The sequence below is a fragment of the Flavobacterium sp. IMCC34852 genome (assembly GCF_030643905.1).
Lineage (GTDB): Bacteria > Bacteroidota > Bacteroidia > Flavobacteriales > Flavobacteriaceae > Flavobacterium > Flavobacterium rivulicola.
In genome coordinates this window covers 2,104,095-2,122,796 of the sequence record NZ_CP121446.1, presented here as the reverse complement: position 1 = coordinate 2,122,796, position 18,702 = coordinate 2,104,095, and the positions used below count along the sequence as shown (strand labels likewise).

The 18,702-nt window shown below is 38.2% G+C and carries 4 protein-coding genes; all 4 read right to left on the bottom strand.

The features are described 5' to 3' along the window. Positions 1-120: 120 nt before the first annotated feature. The 4 genes from P7V56_RS09235 to P7V56_RS09220 all read right to left on the bottom strand — a co-directional run bounded on the left by P7V56_RS09235 (position 121) and on the right by P7V56_RS09220 (position 18,646). Positions 121-15,303 carry a BNR-repeat neuraminidase N-terminal domain-containing protein gene (locus P7V56_RS09235; RefSeq protein ID WP_171223040.1) on the bottom strand — a complete coding sequence of 5,061 codons (15,183 nt, stop codon included), beginning with the start codon at positions 15,301-15,303 and terminating at the stop codon, positions 121-123. A gap of 215 nt (positions 15,304-15,518) precedes the next feature. Beyond that, complete coding sequence (locus P7V56_RS09230; protein ID WP_171223041.1) at positions 15,519-16,289, bottom strand: TIGR02757 family protein; 771 nt, start codon at positions 16,287-16,289, stop codon at positions 15,519-15,521. After that, entirely contained in the window at positions 16,282-17,982 is a 1,701-nt protein-coding gene (locus tag P7V56_RS09225) for a DUF8201 family protein (RefSeq protein ID WP_171223042.1), read from the bottom strand. Before P7V56_RS09225 ends, P7V56_RS09230 begins: the two co-directional genes overlap by 8 nt. A 4-nt stretch (positions 17,983-17,986) precedes the next feature. Further along, positions 17,987-18,646, bottom strand: coding sequence for an ABC transporter ATP-binding protein (locus P7V56_RS09220; protein WP_171223043.1), 660 nt, complete (start codon positions 18,644-18,646; stop codon positions 17,987-17,989). Between the last annotated feature and the right edge of the window lie 56 nt (positions 18,647-18,702).

The following is an 18,702-nucleotide window of genomic DNA, read 5'->3' as shown; positions in this document are numbered from 1 at the left end:
TTTCATTAATAAATAAAACTGACACTTAGTAATTGCAATATATTTGATTTTATACCTACAATAAAAAATAAACCCTCATTATAACTTAATGAGGGTTTATTATATAAATTAATTTAAAGATTATCTCTTTACTATACGAAGTGTTTTTACTACTTCATCTTGGGTGATGATTACGTTGTAAACACCACTTGGATATTGGTCTCCTAAGAAGCCTTTTTTCAATTCTGTCACTGAAGCGGTTCTTTGATCAACCAATCTTCCAACCATATCATATACTTTTATGCCAACTGTTGACTCGCTTGAAGTCTCTAAAGCTATGCTAAAACTGGTTGTAAACGGATTTGGATAAACCGTAGCTTCAAACTCTGAACCTACCATAGCCGGTGTCGATTTTGCAGCAAATGCCGGAGTGGTCACCGCACAGTCTTTTCCGTATGGTCCAAATTCTCCATTCATTTGAACAGATACTTTAATTACATAAGTCGTCTGTGGTAAAAGGCCTGTAAATTGGTTTAATCTTACATAATTTGCCGGACTGTCTACAAACTCGCTGTATATTGGTACTGCCGGAGTGGCTGACATTTCATCAAACAATTCCAATCGGAAACGGTATTGGGTCGCTCCTGTTACAACATCTGCATAAATGTATTGATTCATCGCAGGCGTAAAGTCTAATAAATTACATTGTGCATCAACTACACCAGTAGTAGGGAATCCAGGTGTATAAACTGAACAGGCTGTTTGACTCCAATCAGACCATTGTTGAGTACCGTAACTATTTACTCTGTAACGAACATCGATACTATACTCTTTGCCTAATCCGATATATAAATTGGTTAACATAGTCAATCTAAAGTATGGTACTATTCTTTGAATGGTCTCTTGAGTAACGGTTACCGGCGCATCGTCAACATTTAGTATACGAGTAACTCTAAATTCATAAAGATTTGCGCTTCCTATACCAACTGTTGAATATACATAAGCATTTATTGAAGCCAATTCTTGACCACATTGTGAACTTACTACTTGAACCAATGGCATGCTTGGCGTTGTTACATCACATTGGGTGCTATAATCTGATCTGATTTCACTTCCATAGCTGTTGTATCCGTAACGCACTCTAACTTTGTATAGGGTACCGTAAGTTACAGGCATAGATAATGAACTCAATCTGAAGTATGGGACATTAGTACTGTAAACCTGTGTATGTGTTAGTACATTGTTTTCATAACGTTCTACTTCAAAATCAACAATCTGTGCATTGTTGTACATCGTGCTGTTGTTGGCATAGATGTATGAATTGATAGTAGCTAAGGTTTGGTTACACTGGGTAGTTACCACTTGAGAAACTAATGGAATAACCGGAGCCGCAGGCGTTGTAAATGTTGCCGTATTACCGTTATATGGTTGCTCTTCTCCGTTAACAATTGCAGTAGCCTGAACTTCATATGTTGCTGAATATGCAGCAATAGACAATTCTGAAATTGCAAATGTGCGCGATGCTCTTTCAAACTCTACAGGTGCAGCAGCCGGTGATGTTCTGGTTACTCTGAATTTGTGTATAACCGAAGCACCTGAATAAGGCGATGTATTAGTTGCTATTGAACATGTAATAGGAGTAGTCATCGCAGCCAAAGCTCCACTTGGAGTGGTAACATTAACTACAACAGGAGCATGACCATCAAATAAATTATTATTACAGTTTTCATCGATACTATTGAAATTGATTTCAGGAGCACTAGGATTAATAGCTGCAACACTATCATTACAATCAGTATTATTAGTTACATAACCCGGTTCTGAGGCATTACAAGATATTATTGAAATAGCTGCATTTCCGTAACCGTCATTATCAGCATCACGATAATAGGTAAGATTATCAACTATTGTAACTGTAGCTGTTCCGGTTTGTAATTGAGAACATGCAGTAGAACTGCTGTCTTGAACACTCACTAAAGTATATGTGAATACACCCGCAGATGTAGTTTGAGCAGTTAAAGTAGCTGTATTTCCTATGCTAACAATGGTTTGGTTAGCACCTCCATTTACTTTATAAGTAAACGTATAAGGCGCAGTTCCATTCGCACCAGTAAATGTTACAGTAGGTGATGCAGAATTTCTACACAATGTCACTGTTCCAGATATACTAGCTGTTGGTAACGGATTTACAATAGCTGATACTGTAGCGCTTGATTTACAACCGTTAGTATTGGTAAGTTCCAAAGTATAAGTGCCAATAGCAGCAGTGGATACATTAGCTATTGATGGATTTTGTACTGAAGAAGTAAAGCCATTTGGTCCTGTCCATGCAAATGAATAAGATGCTGGAATAAATGTGATACTTTGACCATTTGTTAAAGCTGCAGAATTAGATGACACCTGAAGGGCTGAACTTGAACTGTATTGAATTCCTATGGTTGCAGAAGCACCTGAATCATAAGATGTATTACCAAAGATAACATCAGGGTAAACAAAATGTATTTGACCATTTGTTAAATTCAACTGAACTTGGAATGTAATACCACCTGTAGTGAAGTCATTGTGTGTAATATTGGTAAATTGAATGATAAATAAGTTACCAACCGTTTGTGTCTTAATGGTTGGACTGGTTTGAACATCCAAATCATCCCAATATGGGGCTAACAATACATTACCAGCAGTATTTGATGCATTAGGTAATGCAGCGTTTGTAGCAGATATGTCATTTGTTGTTGAACCAAAAACAATTGCTCCGTTTGTTCCAACTCTCGCAGTCGTATAGGCTGTACCATTAAATGTAAATGAAGGAATAGTGATATTATTTTCATTATCATCTGTCAAAGTTCCAATTGAAGTACCGGTAGTTTCAATATCTACAAAACTTACACCGCTATTATTAAACAAACTGTATCCTTGTTGTGGCGCCACAGCTGCGGTTAAATTTAATTGAGCACTCTCACATACCGGTGAATTAGAACTTAATACAGGTGCTGCAGGTAAAGCATTAATTGTTACTGTTGCCGTACCGGATTGTGTTTGAGAACAACCCGTGGTACTTGAGTCTTGAACACTTACCAAGGTGTATATATAAGAACCAACAGTGTTTGTAGGTATGGTTAATGAGACGCTATTGCCACTTGTTGTCGTAATGGTTTGATTAGAACCTCCATTAAGTTTGTATGTAAATGTATATGGAGCTGTACCGGCTGATCCTGTAAATGTTACTGAAGGTGCAGTTGCATTTTGACACAATGAAGTAGTTCCTGAAATACTTGCTGTTGGCAATGGATTAATTGACAATACCGCTTCAGTACTTGTCGTACTTAAAGAGGTACATGTAGAAACTACAACATCATAATTACCGGCGCTTGCTAATGTCAAACCGGTTAATGATAATGTACTAGAAGTCGCTCCAGAGATTCCAGTCCCATTTACTAAGTTGACTCCATTTTTTCTCCATTGGTAAGTCATTGCTGTAGTACTTGTAGCCGATACACTAAACGAAGCTGAACCTCCTTGACATGAAGTTGTAGCTGCTGTTGGTTGTAATGTAATAGTTGGTGAGGCAGTTTGTACATTAACTAATACAGAAGACGTAGCAGTACAACCACTTGCAGAAGTAGCAGTCACATTATAGGTGGTAGCACTAGATGGTGTTGCTGTAGGATTTTGAATGCTAGATGTAAATCCTGATGGTGTAGAAGTCCAAGCATAAGTGATATTACCTAAAGCATTTCCTGATAAGGAAATATTATCTACAGCTGGAGCTGAAAAAGGAGATGCTCCATCAGATTTATACGTAAATACCAAACGAACTGTAGTACCTGATAAAGAATTTGGTAAAGTCACTGATTGCTGTGTATAATTAGCATATGCAGTAGTAGTATTTGAATATACTTGTGTATACCCTGTTGTTGGAGTTGTACCTGCTACAGGTGTTCTTGAAGTAGTGGTAGTATATACATACAAATAATCAAATGTACTGTCAACGATAGCCATTTTTAAGAAAAAGCTCAATGAAATATCTGTCATTCCGGCTGGGATTGCTATATCTCTGTAAAAATGATTTACTGAAGCATTGGCAGTAGCAATATTATTAGTACCAACATATGCAGCATTAGTTCCTGATTGTGTTCCCGCTGCACTTCCAACAAACCAATTGTTGTTTGTACCGTTAACTACAGTCCAGCCATTAAGAGGGAAAGTAGCACCAGACTCAAACCCACCTTCTACAGCTGGATTTATTAAAGATACAATATTGGGAACAACCTGAGTAACAACAGAGTTTAATTGAACGGTACTTCCTGGACAAGAAAGAGCTGTTGCATTAGTAGCCGCAACTGTAATAGTGGCACCCACATTTACAGTAGTAGTAGCTGAATTAGTACATCCAAAAACGTCAGTACCTGTTACAGTATAAGTTGTATTCGTGCTTGGAGTTGCTACAACTGTACTACCGGTTACGGTATCCAAACTACCATTGTTAGGCGACCAAGAATAAGTAGCAGCACCACCAGTTGTTAAAGTCACACCGGTTCCAGGGGAACAATAAATTGCTGATGTAGGGGAAACTGTCACAGTTGGTTGGTTGATTACAATATTTGCAGCACTTGATTCAACATCTGGACATTTATCTAGTCCGCTTCCGGCACCTGTAATGAAGGCTTTGTAGAAATAACTTCCAACAGGAGTTGATGCCGAAGTGGTTACAGCTAAGTTATAATTATTTGCAGAAGGGTTTGTTGCATCATAGGTAGTACCTGCAGGTAAGCTTCCTAATGTGTTCCATGGACCTGTTGCCGATGTTGCATATTTCCATACCAAATTGCTTACATTACCTTGAGTGATAATAGTCAGGTTAGTAGTTGTATTTACTTTACAGAGGTTTATTGGTGCAGTTGCCAAATCTTGTGCAAATGAAACAGGTACATTAACAGTTAATGTTGCTACATTACTATCTAAGAAGAAGTCCAATTGACATTTAAACCTATAACCATTATTAGTAACAGTAATACCAGAAACATTAAGAGTTTTAGCATTCAAATCATCTGGAGCAGCCACATCAAATGTAAGACCGGTTGTGGCGTCAAATCCATCTACAATATCTGTATAACTAGCACCATCATCAGTACTTACTTGCCATTGGATATTGTATGGTTCATCACCCGTTGTTGCAATTGTAAATGAAGTACTTGTAGCACCACATAAGTTTACACTGCTTGGTTGGGTTAAGAAACCTGTATTGGTTACATTTAAAACACCAACTAATGGTGTCAAAGTAGCACATGGTGCTAAACCGGTAACTAAACATCTGTATTGGAAAGTGTCAAATGCAAGTGTAATATTGGTTACAGTTAATATATCGGTGTTTTCACCTGAATAATTTGGATTTACAGCATCAATATTAACCCACCCGTTTATGTTGTCGTTTACTTGCCACTGATAAGTTACTGTTCCGGTAGTTACTACTTCAAAAGTAGTATCTTGACCCGGAGAAACTGTTCTTGAATCTGTAGCAGAAACAATTGTACCCGGTTGGTTTACTGTAACGGTCACTTGTTGTGTACTTTGACAAGCCGGTGTTGTATCATTACTTGTAGCTGTTACATTATAAGTAGTTGTAACAATTGGGCTAACATTTCTTGGATTTCCTGCTAATGTAGCGCCACCACCAACCGGTGACCAAGAATAGGAATTACTTCCTGATGAAACAGCAGTTAATGTTCCTGTTTGACCATTACAAATTGTAATTGGGCTAACAGTAAATGAAGGTAAAGGTGTAATAGTAACGGTTGATGAGCCTACAGATGTACAACCACCATTATTGGCGGTCGCTGTATAGGTAACAGTTGTGCTTGGTGAACTTGGTTTTGCATAAACAGTTGAGAAGGATCCCGATCCAATTAATCCATTAACACCATCATTAACAGATGCTGCAGCAGCAGAAGTGTAAAGATTTCCTGCTGAGGCTGTCCATTCAATAGAAGGACTGCTGTTGTATGTATAATAAACAGTAACTGAAGAACTGTTTAAAGTTCCTGAAATAATAGCAGCATCATCATAAGCCGTTACGGTCCATGCTCCATTAGGAACTGTAAATAGATCCGAGAAAGTTTGTGTAAGATTAGCTCCAAAAGAACTACCTGCAATCAAAGAACCACTTGCAGTAGCATTGGCTTTATAGGTTCCGGTTATAGGAGTTGCTGTAGTAGACAATACTGCAGCATTAGGGTCAGAGGTTATTACTACATTAGAATACACTCCAGTAGTGGTAGGTCCTTGGTCGGCGGCTAATGCAATAACTTTACCGTTTGGTGCTGTCAATACTACTTCCGCATCTTGTAAATAACCATGATTTAGGGTAAACGTCACATCAACTTTGGTAATCGTAGCTCCTACAGGAATACCAGAAATAGTGGAAACTTGAGAAACACCGGTGGTTGAAACATCCGGAATACTTGAATTTGTTGTTGGAGATGTGGCAGAGACAGAAGCTGAGCTATTCACACTTCCACCGATTGCATTTAATGTAACAACAGTACCACTACATATAGTGCTAGTGCTAGGAGAAATAGAAACAGTACTTGGTGTTTCAACAACCGTCACAGTTACTGTACCCTGATTAGCTGTACATCCGTTAGCGTCAGTTCCATTAACCGTGTACACTGTTGTTTGGGTTGGGTTAACGGTTGGTGTAGCAGAAGTTGAAGTGAAACCAACAGGATTTGAGGTCCATGAATATGTAGCTCCACCAGTTGCGTTCAAAGTGGTTCCCGAACCACCGCTACAAATAGTTGATTGTGTAGCAGTAGCAGAAAGAGTCGCCGGAGTGTTGATAGTTACAGTGATTAAGTTAGAATTCGCTGTAGAACTGTCTGTTCCACAAGTAACGCGTAACCAGTAGTAAGAAGTTGTACTAACTACTCCAATAGTCAATGCTGAAGGGCTTACCTGTCCGGAAACGGCTGTTCCTGCATTTGGATAATCAGCAGCCATTGTAGAAGAATACCATTGATAAGTAGTGCCTGAACCTACTGAATAACCGCTGGCAGCAATACTTGGAGTTCCTGAAGTACAGAATTGAGTAGAGCCGGTTGCAGTACCGCCATTTGCAGTAACACAAGCAGGGATAGTGAATTCATCAGCTCCTAAATCAGGAGTAATAAGATTTCTAGTCTCTCCATCAATGTCAGTGGTAACAGTGGCTATAGGCGTTCCCAAATTGTCTAATCCGACACTGGCAGGACTAATATGCAAGTCTGTAGCCGAAGTAAAGACCGGAAGAATATTTACTGAAGCGGCATCTTTACCTGTGGCAGTTTGCCAAGCGGTTAGTGTGGTTTGATCTGCAGTAGTATTATTGGCTAGTACGCTACCAGTACCTCCGCCAACATATAAATCATTGTAATCAGATGTCAATGTTGTTAGTGAGGCAATTGTTCTGAAGGCATAGTGTTTACCTGTTCCGCCATTGCGGGTATTACTTAAAATATTATTTTTAAAGTTAGTGGTTGCAGCAGTAGAATAATAATAAGCTGCAGAATTACTTGCACCTGATACATTACCTGAAACCGATATGGTATTGTTGTAGATGTCAATAACTCTTCCCGAACCAACTTCATCAAAAATTCCATAGGCGGTCAGTGGTGCAATAGCATCAATTGTAATCATGTTATTAGTTATGGTGCCGGTTGGACCTGCAGACAACATATTAACGAGATGTATACCATATACCGTTGATGTAGACGTTGTTTTTAAATCGTAAATTTTGTTAGCATTAAAGGTAAATCCTTCTAAGGTGTTCGTGCGTATACTTATACCGGTAATTGCAGTAGTTTGTGTCGCTACTTCATAAATATTATTTCCGGTATATAAAGCACCGACAGAACCACCACCGTCTCTAATTCCTGTATTAGAAAAATTGAAGATGTTATTATTTGTTATAACAGTCCCCGAATTTTTAGTAGCAGTTGAAGTTGTTGATCCACTATTAAATATACCAACAGCTGTTGCCGTAGCACCCCCGGAGATATCATTATTGTGGATTGTATTATTATCATTACCGGTTGTAACTGCTAAAGCGCCAATCCAAATTACACCATTAGAAGTAGAAGTGCTTACCCCATTTAAAATAGTGTTTTTAATAGTATTGTTAGTTGCGTCTGTATTCAGATATATAACCGCACCTCCGGTATTTGTATTGCTGATGGTCAAATCTTTCGTAGTACCATTAACGGTATTCGAACCATCAATAGTCACATATTTAGCACCATTCAAATTGAATAGGGCAGTGGCATTATTGCCTGTAATGGTTTTTACAACACCATTTCCTGGCTTGATGGTCACAGTATTTGTGGCACTCACTCCGGCAACTGTTCCCATAGTTATTGGGAAGGTTTCGGTAGCCGCATAATCACTTTGTAATTCAAAAACAACAGCACCGCTAACGCCACGAAGCGTTAAATCTGTGTTGGCGGTAGTAAGGGAAGTAAAGTTAGGGAATACTTGTGAGGCTCCAATCAAATAAGTACCAGACATTGGACTAACAATAACTCTGGATCCAGCCGGTGCTGTAACAGATGGTGTACGAGTAATACCATTTACAATTACATTGGTAATTTCTGCATCTGCTACGTTGTTTGTAGTAGCAGCACCTGAAATATCATATGTTAACCAGAAATAACTGGTTCCATTAGGTAAAGCTTGTGATCCGGTAACAGTGTGTGAACCGTTAGGAACTGCAACTGTACTGCCATATTGTGTAGTAGTAGCAAAGGTATTGCTGGTTCCCGTATAGTAAATTTTTGCATTACTGATATCGGCAACATTTGTTGTCCCGTTGGTATCGAATGTTAACGATGTTAAGGTTCCGGTACTTGCTGAAGTAACCACTTGTAAACCAATTACTTGTTGGTTTACAGCACCTGCTAAAACATTGTTTGTATTTTGGGTAACTGTTGATGAAATGTAAGGATCTGTAATAGTTAATGTTCCGGTGATTTCATCGTTTGTACTAATTGAGTCACCTGCTAATTCTGCTTTGGCATAAATAGTGTACGAACCGGCTGTGGCAACTGTAACAGAAGGGAAACTAACCGTGGTTGTGGCCAATGAGCTTAAAGAAGCAACAATAGCAGTTTGGTTGTAAACTTCAGTCAAACCGGCATCAAGAATACGGTAACGAACAGTAACATTAGTTTGGTCAAGTACTCCGGCATTCGAAAATGATGCTTGAGGAATAAAGGCTACACCTACAGTCTTAGAACCGGCATTCAACGGATCAATAAAGGCCGTTGCTGCAAAATCATTGTTCACCGGAACGATGAAGTTGCCTTCATCAGCACCTACATCAGGTGTTGTACCATTTCTGTTATCCCCATCAAAATCGGTAGTGATTCCAGAAATAGGTGTTCCCGTTGATTCAACGTAAGAAGTAAGTGTGGTATTAATATGCAAATCAGTATTGGATACAAATTGCGGATTTTGACTAAATGAGTTAACATCCTTACCGGTGGCTGTTCTCCATGCAGCAATGGTAGTTCTGTCAGAACTTAAATATCCTAAAACTCCTTGTGTTCCACTTACATAATAATCATTGTTATTTATGTTTGCAAAAGCGGTATTGGCTGCGGTACTGTATATAGCATATGACTTAGGAGAATTAGTCGTAGCTGTCTGAGTATTAACTAAAATGTTATTGCGTATATCAAGATTTGCAGCTGAAGCGTTATTAATCATAATAGCTGAAGAGACAGATGTTGGTTTTGTTGCAGCCACAGCATCTCTGTCACCACTCAAATTGATGCTATTATAATAAATGTTGAAACCGGTTCCGGCACTAGTGTAAATACCGGATGCAGAGAATGCGTTACCGCTGGTACCGTTATTTATTATACTATATAAGTTGTTGTTGTCAATAGTAATATTAGCATTGTTTCCAGTGGCTAAACCTATCCCGGAAACTCTGTTGGTTCCATTATTAATCAAATCATGAATTGAGTTTCTCGTGATTCTTGTATTAGTAACACCAGCTCCCAGACTTATTGCATCAAAACTAGAACCTTGCGTTATTCCTAAAACTTCATTCAAAGAAATGGTGGCGGAATTCGCTTGTACAAGATTAATGGCATTCGTATTTATTGCACTTGCAGAAACTAAAGTACCTAGAGTATTTTGAGTAATTAGCAAGTTATCAGTCACGCCAGTTGCATTAGCGCTTGAGAAAATGGCAATATTAGCAAATGTTATTAAATTGTTTTGAATACTGGTATTGTCATTATCATCACCGGCACTACCTGGTGTTGAACCACCTAAAGCAATAGCGTAGCTCGAAGTTTTAGTTCCTGTGTTTATTATAGAATTTTTAATGGTATTGTTAGTAGCACCTGAACCTGTTCCCAAACTGATTAAAGCAATTGCAGTTGGAGAAGTAGTCGAAGTGTTGGTAATTGTCAAACTTCTATCAGTTCCTGTACCTCCAATTGAACCATCAATCGTTATTCTATCAGCACCATTTAACTTGATTAAGGCCGCTGAGTTTAGAGAACCTGAAATTACCCTTGCCGAACCGGTTGGATAAAGTTTTAAAGTATACGGACTAACAAAAGCATTTAAGGCGTTTGCTCCTGTTTCAGCAGTTAAATCACTTCCTATTTGTAATTCTAAATTTCCATTTACAATGGAACTGTTAATGGTTGCAAATGCACCTCCTGCATTGGTTAATGAACTAAAATCACAACCTGAAGCACAAACTGTTTTGACACCAGAAATCCCTGCCAAAGCAGTATAGGTGCTTGGCGTGGTAGGAGGAGTGCTCACGGCTGGTGGATTTGCGGTAAACCCTGTTGCACCTGCCGAAGGGAATACCGATATATTCGGAGTAGAAGCTAAATCTTGAGCCACTACATAATAAGAAACCACATCATTTCCATTGGTGGCAGCAGCTCCAAAAGTAAATGTATATTGGTTAGAACCTATAGACACACCAGTTACAGCAGTATATGCCCCTGAATTAACTTTATAATACAATACCGGCAAACCAATTCCTGAAGTGGCAACACTACTACCTGTATCTGTAATGGTAGCTGTTAATGTTTGATCAGTATTGGTAAAACCATTGCTCAAAGCAGTATATGTAATGATAGGAGAGGCAGCATCTTGTCCGGTAAAGTTTCCGGCATCAGCACCAATATCTACTGGAGTCAAACCTGAACGGGTTTGATTGTCGAAATCCTCAATCACACCAACATCAAATCCATTAGCTTCCGCTAATGTTACAAGAGTTGGATTAATATGTAAGTCATTATTGGCAGTATCTAAAAATTGAGGATCAGTTTCAAAACTAGCGGCATCTTGACCGGTAGCGGTTCTCCAATCAGAAATAGTTGTTCTTGAGACCGCGTTGAATCTTCCTATGGCTCCACCGGTACCATTCACAAAGAAGATGTTGTTATTGGTAGTTAAACCGGTTGGGTTAACAGTTGTTCCACCCACTTGAACAGCAAAATGTGCCCCTGTTCCTGATACATTCGAACGACTGTTTACAAAAATATTATTTCTGTAGGCTCTTGTATTTGTTGTTACAGTACTGTTAAAAGCAAAAGTATTTACAGTTCCTGAGACGACAGCACTTCCGCCAATATAAATACTGTTATGATAAAAATTGTTGTTTCCAAAAGCTTCATTCACTCCATTAATTTGAGCACTATTGGTAAGTCCATTACCCAAAGCAATCATGTTGTTTTGGTATGTAGTGGTTCCTGTTCCTGCATAAATACCACTTATTACAGCTGTATTGGATGGTGAGGATAGTGAATGAATATAGTTCTTGGCTATGATATTGGTACCTGTTGTTGGTCCATTATTTAATATACCGGTAACTAAAACAGCACCAGCATTTGAATTACTCAATGTATGGATAGTGTTGCTTGAGACAATTAGTGGAGTAGTAGTTGAAGTATTTGAAATACCAATTACAGAAGCTGAAGTAGTAGTACCAGTAGCTAAAGCTGCAGTAGATAAGTTCCTTACGGTATTACCTGTAATGGTATTCGTTCCTGCACTTGATTGGACACCAAATACAAAATTACTCGAAACTGATGACGAAGGTAGTTGGGCATTGTTCAGATTGCTAACAGTATTATTCGTAATCGAAATAGTTGCAGAACTGGTGTTGTTGATACCACCTAGTGCTCCAACTGTGGTATTGGTTGAACCTGTGCTTGTTACTATACTTGCTCCTGAAGTACTACCAATAGTGTTATTATTGACAGTACAAGTGGTAGAAGTTACAACTCTAATACCGGTAAACCCTGTAGAAACAGTTGAAGCTGAACCCAATGCTGTAATTGAACCTATAGTGTTATTTGAAATATTATGTACAGAACCACCATCAATAAAAATACCGGTGCTTACACCACTTGAAGAGCTAATAGTTATAGTTATATTATTAGTACCTGTTGTACTACCGATAGTGTTTCCAGTAATATTTCCAACGTTAACATTCCCGGCACCAACATAAATACCACACCATGGACCACCAACTGTAGTTGAACCACTTGTTGAGGCAAAACTAAATCCGGAAATGGTATTACCTTGGATGCTTGAAGCCGCTGTGGTACCTACTGAAACACTGATTCCTCTATAACGGTTAGCTATTGTACCAGCAAGGGTGTAAGTAGCCACTGGAGTTGGACCTCCGGTTAAAGCAGCCACACCACCAATTTGGTTGGAACTAATGTCAAAATTGTTACCACTTGAGTTACTAACATTAATACCAGTATGCGTATTACTAATAGTAAATGTTCTTGTTGCAGTTTGGAAAATACGGTTTCCTGTAATGGTAAAATCCGTATTACTGCTTGAAATCAAAATACCATTGGTAGCTGAACCTGCATTAAAAAAGTCATAGATATTATTGTTGGAAATTGTATTGTTATTGTTTGTATTGGTTGTACCAATAGCATAAATACCATTATATACGGTACCTGAACCATTAATGTTGTTCAATGTAATGGTATTATTATCATTACCGGTTACATTAGGTGTGCCTCCTAAGATATTAACAACACCGGATGTTGTAGAGCCATATGCTGCTTTCAAGTTGGCATATTGAACAGTGTTATTAGTAGCATCATTAATAAATCTAATTGCTGTACCACCGATTGCAGAACTTGTATTTTCTATGGTAAGGTTAGTTGAAGCCAAAGCGCCAGAGCCTCCCGGGCGACCATCAATAATCCAATATTTACCACCATTAATGTCAATGGTAGCAGTTGTATTAGAAGAAGTAATGGTCTTTCCACTAACTCCTGTAGCCGAGCGTATAGTGATAGTGTTTGTAGGATTAGCACCAGGAACTAAACCTAAAACGATAGGATATGAAGCTTCCGTTGTATAACCACTGGCAATCTCTAATATTGTAGGTTGCGAAATTCCACAAGTCATTAAATCTGCAACTGCTGCGTTAATGTTTGTATAAGAAACCCCGGAAACATTAGCAGCTCCATTGATACTTATAATGGCGTTTATACTCGCGCAAGAAGCCGTAGTTGCACTAAATGTAGTGGCAGTGGCACTGTAAACTGGACCTCCACCACAAGAGGTATTGTTATATGAAAACACCCAATAGTAATAAGTAGTATTTGGTGTCAATCCTGTTGATGTCCAAGAACCTGCAGTAGTATTTACATACTCTATATAACCAATGGCATTGCTACCAACGGTATAAGTAGTGGCTGTAACCGGAACCGGTTGAACATTGGTAGTGGTTCTCACTACTAAATACCCTGTCGGCGCTACAGCAGCGGCTGTAAAACTTCCGGGGATGGTATTCAAACCGGGAGTTCCGGCATTGGCAGAAGCTGCCAAAGAAGTTGGAGTAGCACATGCGCCTACTATTCTGAAATTATCCATTCCGACATCAGAAGATGACGACCAGTTACCTCTATTTTCAATACGGACAACTCCTGTTGGAGAAGTTAAATTGCCTAAATCAACAGATCTGGTAGTCCATGTTCCTGAAGTTGTAAACGTTGTTGGAGTTCCAAAAGTAGCGCCACCATCAGTTGATACAGAAATGTATACAACATTGGAAGAAGTTCCATATAAATCTAAAAGAACAGTTTTGGACCCTGTTGCAGAAGAAAAATCAACATAATAATCCATGAATGAGTTCGCTTGACCACCAACAAAAAAGTTATGGAATCTTGCAACACTTCCAGAGTCCGGTGATGAAATTGTAACTGATCCACTTGAATTACTGCCCCATCCATTACCTGCTCCTGACACAACATCGTTTCTTCTAACCGATCTATCTCCATATGAAGGCCAGGTTCTCCAACTTGCTGCACTAGGTAAATCGCCGGTACTGTATCCATTAGCCCAAGAAGCATCAAAATTTTCAGTTACAGGTATTGTAGCATAAGTTGGAGCCGCCAAGGCAGCAAACGGAGTAAAAGTATAGGTTTGTCCTGCTACCGGTGAGCTCGCTGTTGCTGTAGTACTAAAACGCATTGTCAGATTTGATGAAGCTGTACCGGCTGTATTACTAACCGTTGGTGCAGTCCAGGTTGTTGCTGCAATTCCGGATAAATTCTTCCAATCCCAATGAGAAGCACCTCTTAAACCCACTTGAGGAGAAGTAGTTGCAGCAGAAACTGTTGGGGTATTATAAACTAAATTTATGACATTAGTTGTTTGAGTCAAACGTATTTGAAAAGTGATTCGATCTGAACCTGCTTGACCTGTTCTGGCTAAATCAGTATACTGGATAATAAAATCACTACCGGAAGTACCGTAACTGATATCAGGGGCTGCACCGGAAACAGTTGATGCCACCAAATCCATTCCAAAAGCGGAAATAGCTCCATCATAACTGTTTGCTGCAGTGTTACTATCACTAGTTAATGAGATAGGCGTTACATTCCCTGCCGCAGGAGCGTTTGATGCCTGATTGGCAAAGGCAATAAATCCATTGTTAGAGATGTAAAGGCTGGAATAACTTTTGCCATTGTAGGTAAAAGCCCAAGGCAAAGTAATCGCAGTAGAAACCGTATTGGTTGCAATTGCAGTTCCGCTTTGCCAAGAGGTTCCTCCGCTTAAAGGAGTATAACTTCCCGAACTTGCGGCGAAAGTGTAGTTCGCTACTTGGGAATTGGCATTAAAAGCACCAAGCATAATCACCATCATCAACAAGGCTCGATGAACGTGATTTTGCGAAGTTTTTTTTTGGTTAGCAAAACTTGATTTTACATCAAAAAAAGTCACAACAGACTCTACAAACAATGTTAATTTATTGTTTGTACCAGGGTAATTTACATGCATAAAAAAAGTGGTATTTGTGATTAATACGAAATGCGAATGTAACTGATAAGCATTCAGAGGATAAAATTTAAATTTATTTTATCGATGAATGACATCTTTTTTAGGACAAAATTTAAAATTCCAGGGTAATTTTCATTTAATAACAAAAAAAAGACTACATAAAATTTTGTTGATAAGTCAGCTTTTTTGTTAAAATCTTAAAAAGTACATATTTTTTAAAACCCTTCAAAAACGCCTAGACCGAATAGTGCAAAATCGTATTTTACTGGATCGTTTTTATCCAATTTTCTAAGTTCATTGTCAAGTTCGACAACAGCCTTAAAATCGTTTTGTTTGCGTGTGAGTAAACCCAGTTTTCTGGCTACATTTCCGGAGTGTACATCCAGCGGGCAGGAGAGAGCCGACATGGGTATTTTTTTCCATATACCAAGGTCTACACCGTTATTGTCTCTTCGAACCATCCATCTTAAAAACATGTTGATGCGTTTGGCAGCCGAACCTTGTAACGGATCTGAAAGGTGTTTTTTTGACCTTTCAAAATTCGTACATTCAAAAAACTTCTTTTTGAATAAGTGAATGTTGGTTTGAAGATTTAAAATTGACGCCTCATTATGGTTGTAAAATGCGTTTTCTAAGCCGTTATGATTTGTATAAATATGATTTAATCCTACAACAAAAGTTTTAAAATCGGTTCCGTTAAAAGTGCGGTGAACAAATGTTTCCAGATTGTCTAAATGATGCTCTTGATGGCTCATCACAAAATCATACGGAGAATTGCCCATCAAATCCATCATGCGTTTGGCATTGTTGATAATCATTTTGCGGTTTCCCCAAGCTATGGTTGCCGCTAAAAAACCGGCAATTTCAATGTCTTCTTTCAAAGAAAATTGATGCGGAATCTGAATAGGATCACTTTCGATAAAGTTGGGATGGTTGTACAACGCTACCTTTTCATCCAGGAATTCTTTGAGTTCGGCTTTAGTCATTGGCTTTCGTTTTTTTGGCATAAAAACCTTCGCTTAATATCTTGCCACGCAATTGAGGAATGACATGGAAATGGGTTTCAAAATATTCCAATTGTTCTTGATTTACACAAGGTAAAGTTCCGTTTCCGGTTATCCAAAATAAATCAGTTTTGGTAGGCGAGTAGTAGTTGAGATTTTCTTTTGAAACTTTATTATAACCTAGTTTTTCTTTTGTGTTTGGTTTCGGATGAATGACATTCTTTATTTGAAACGTACTGTTTTCGGCTAATAATTTGTTCTGTGTCAAAGCACTGAATGACATTGGCACAAAAATCAAAACAGCAACTAACAGTAAACTCAAACTAAGTAAACCCATGATAAGTTTCTTTTTGGTGACTATAATCGAGAGGAAAATAAGTCCGAAGAAAATCGTGAAATAAACATAAAAGCGATACTGAGGCGAACTAAAAGTAAGTAATATCAATAAGGCAATAAAAGCAAAGTAAACATCACGAATCTTTTGTTTTGGATAATATTTTGAAATGATGAAAGGTGAAATTAGCAACAAGAATACAGTTGTCAATCCAATAATACTGTCAATTCCGTTGTGCAAAAAATATTGCTTGAGGAAGTCTAAAAACGAAGCCTTTTCAAAAGACCCAAATCCCATATAAAACGAATGCATCATTTCTCCTCCAAAAAAATAATTTATGATTTCTAATGGCACCACATAATTTGCTCCTGAATAAGGCAAAACGGTCAACGGATAAAAAGGATAGCCGGTCAGTATACTATTTTTAATAACAAAAAGAAATAAAACCAATCCGCCCAAAAGCCGAATCTGAACAAGTTGGCTTCTCAATACACTCCTATTTTTTATCAAAAGAATGAATGGTAAAACCAATAGTACGACAGCCGTGATTTTGATATAAACCGCAAAGAGCACCAAAACGGTTAAGAGGTTAAACTTTTCTAAAACATTCTCTTTTTGAGAATCCAAATAAATTGAAAACACTATAAATCCAATCAAATAAACCGGTAAATCTGGCGATGGAGCACTAACGAATTGAAATAGAAATACATAAGTTAATGGCAATAAACCAAAAACCAAATCCAATCGATTGCCGTGAGTAAAATAGGAGTGAAGTTTTTGAATTGCCCAAAAGTTTACCACTAGCAACAAATATCCGTTCAAATCATTAAAGTTGTCATACAAAAACGAAAACGAGTAAACGCTTTGTGTGATATGCCAACCGCTGGTTTGTCCGAGAAACAAGTGCAAATTAGCCAAACCGGGAACAAAACCGTATTCGTTGAGCCATTTGATGGTTTGAAGGTAATAAGTTTCGTTGTCTGCAATAAAAGGCAAAGTGGCGCTTTGGGCTAAAATTAAAACACTGCTGAAACTTAAAAGCACTTTTACCAATACTGAAAAATCTGAAAACTGTGTTCGTGTGCTTTTGATAATCTCATTTAAATCGGCTTTAAAATAAAACCCAAGAACCATTGAAGTTATCAGCAAAAAAGTATGAAATGCTATGTTTATCGGACCAAATATTGCCCAAGAGCTTGCTAAAAGCGTCACACCGAATAAGCCCAGAATTCCGGTAATGACTATGCTGAAAGATCTAATCTGAAAAAATTTGGCAAACCCTATTCCTAAAGTGATGGAAGTGAAAAAAACATACAGCCAACTAATTAGAATAAGCGCCATAACATCAAACGATTAAGCCGTCTTTCATGACTAATTTTCTATCGGCCATATTGGCTAATTCTTCGTTGTGCGTCACAATGACAAAGGTTTGCCCAAATTCTTCCCTGAGCTTAAAAAATAATTGGTGCAAATTCTCAGCCGAAACGGTATCCAAATTCCCTGAAGGTTCATCGGCAAAAATTACCGCCGGTTTGTTTATCAAGGCACGAGCAACAGCAACACGTTGTTGTTCACCACCCGAAAGTTCGTTGGGCTTGTGATGACTTCTTTCTGACAAGCCTAAATAATCCAGTAAACGTTTGGCTTCAACTTCGGTTTCCTTCTTTTCTTTGCCTGCGATATAGGCCGGAATACACACATTTTCTAAAGCCGTAAATTCGGGTAATAATTGGTGAAATTGGAAGATAAAACCCAAGTGCAAATTTCTAAACTTAGATAAAGCTTTGTCATTCATTTTCAGGATGTTTTCACCATTAATTTCTAATGAAGTGGCATCAGATTTTGAAGCATTATCCAGCGTTCCGAGGATTTGCAGTAGGGTTGTTTTTCCGGCGCCTGACGCACCAACAATGGAAACAATCTCTCCTTTTTTTATGTGCAAATCCACACCTTTTAAAACGTGTAAACTGTCGTAATATTTATGAATCTTTTTGGCAATTATCATCAAGTGAATTTTTCACAAAGTAACAAAGTATTTTGTTTTAAAAATTGATATCGATT

Bases quoted from the DNA above. Each gene is read 5' to 3' on its own strand.
- P7V56_RS09235 (WP_171223040.1), bottom strand. From the start codon at position 15,303: ATGCATGTAAATTACCCTGGTACAAACAATAAATTAACATTGTTTGTA.
- P7V56_RS09230 (WP_171223041.1), bottom strand. From the start codon at position 16,289: ATGACTAAAGCCGAACTCAAAGAATTCCTGGATGAAAAGGTAGCGTTG.
- P7V56_RS09225 (WP_171223042.1), bottom strand. From the start codon at position 17,982: ATGGCGCTTATTCTAATTAGTTGGCTGTATGTTTTTTTCACTTCCATC.
- P7V56_RS09220 (WP_171223043.1), bottom strand. From the start codon at position 18,646: ATGATAATTGCCAAAAAGATTCATAAATATTACGACAGTTTACACGTT.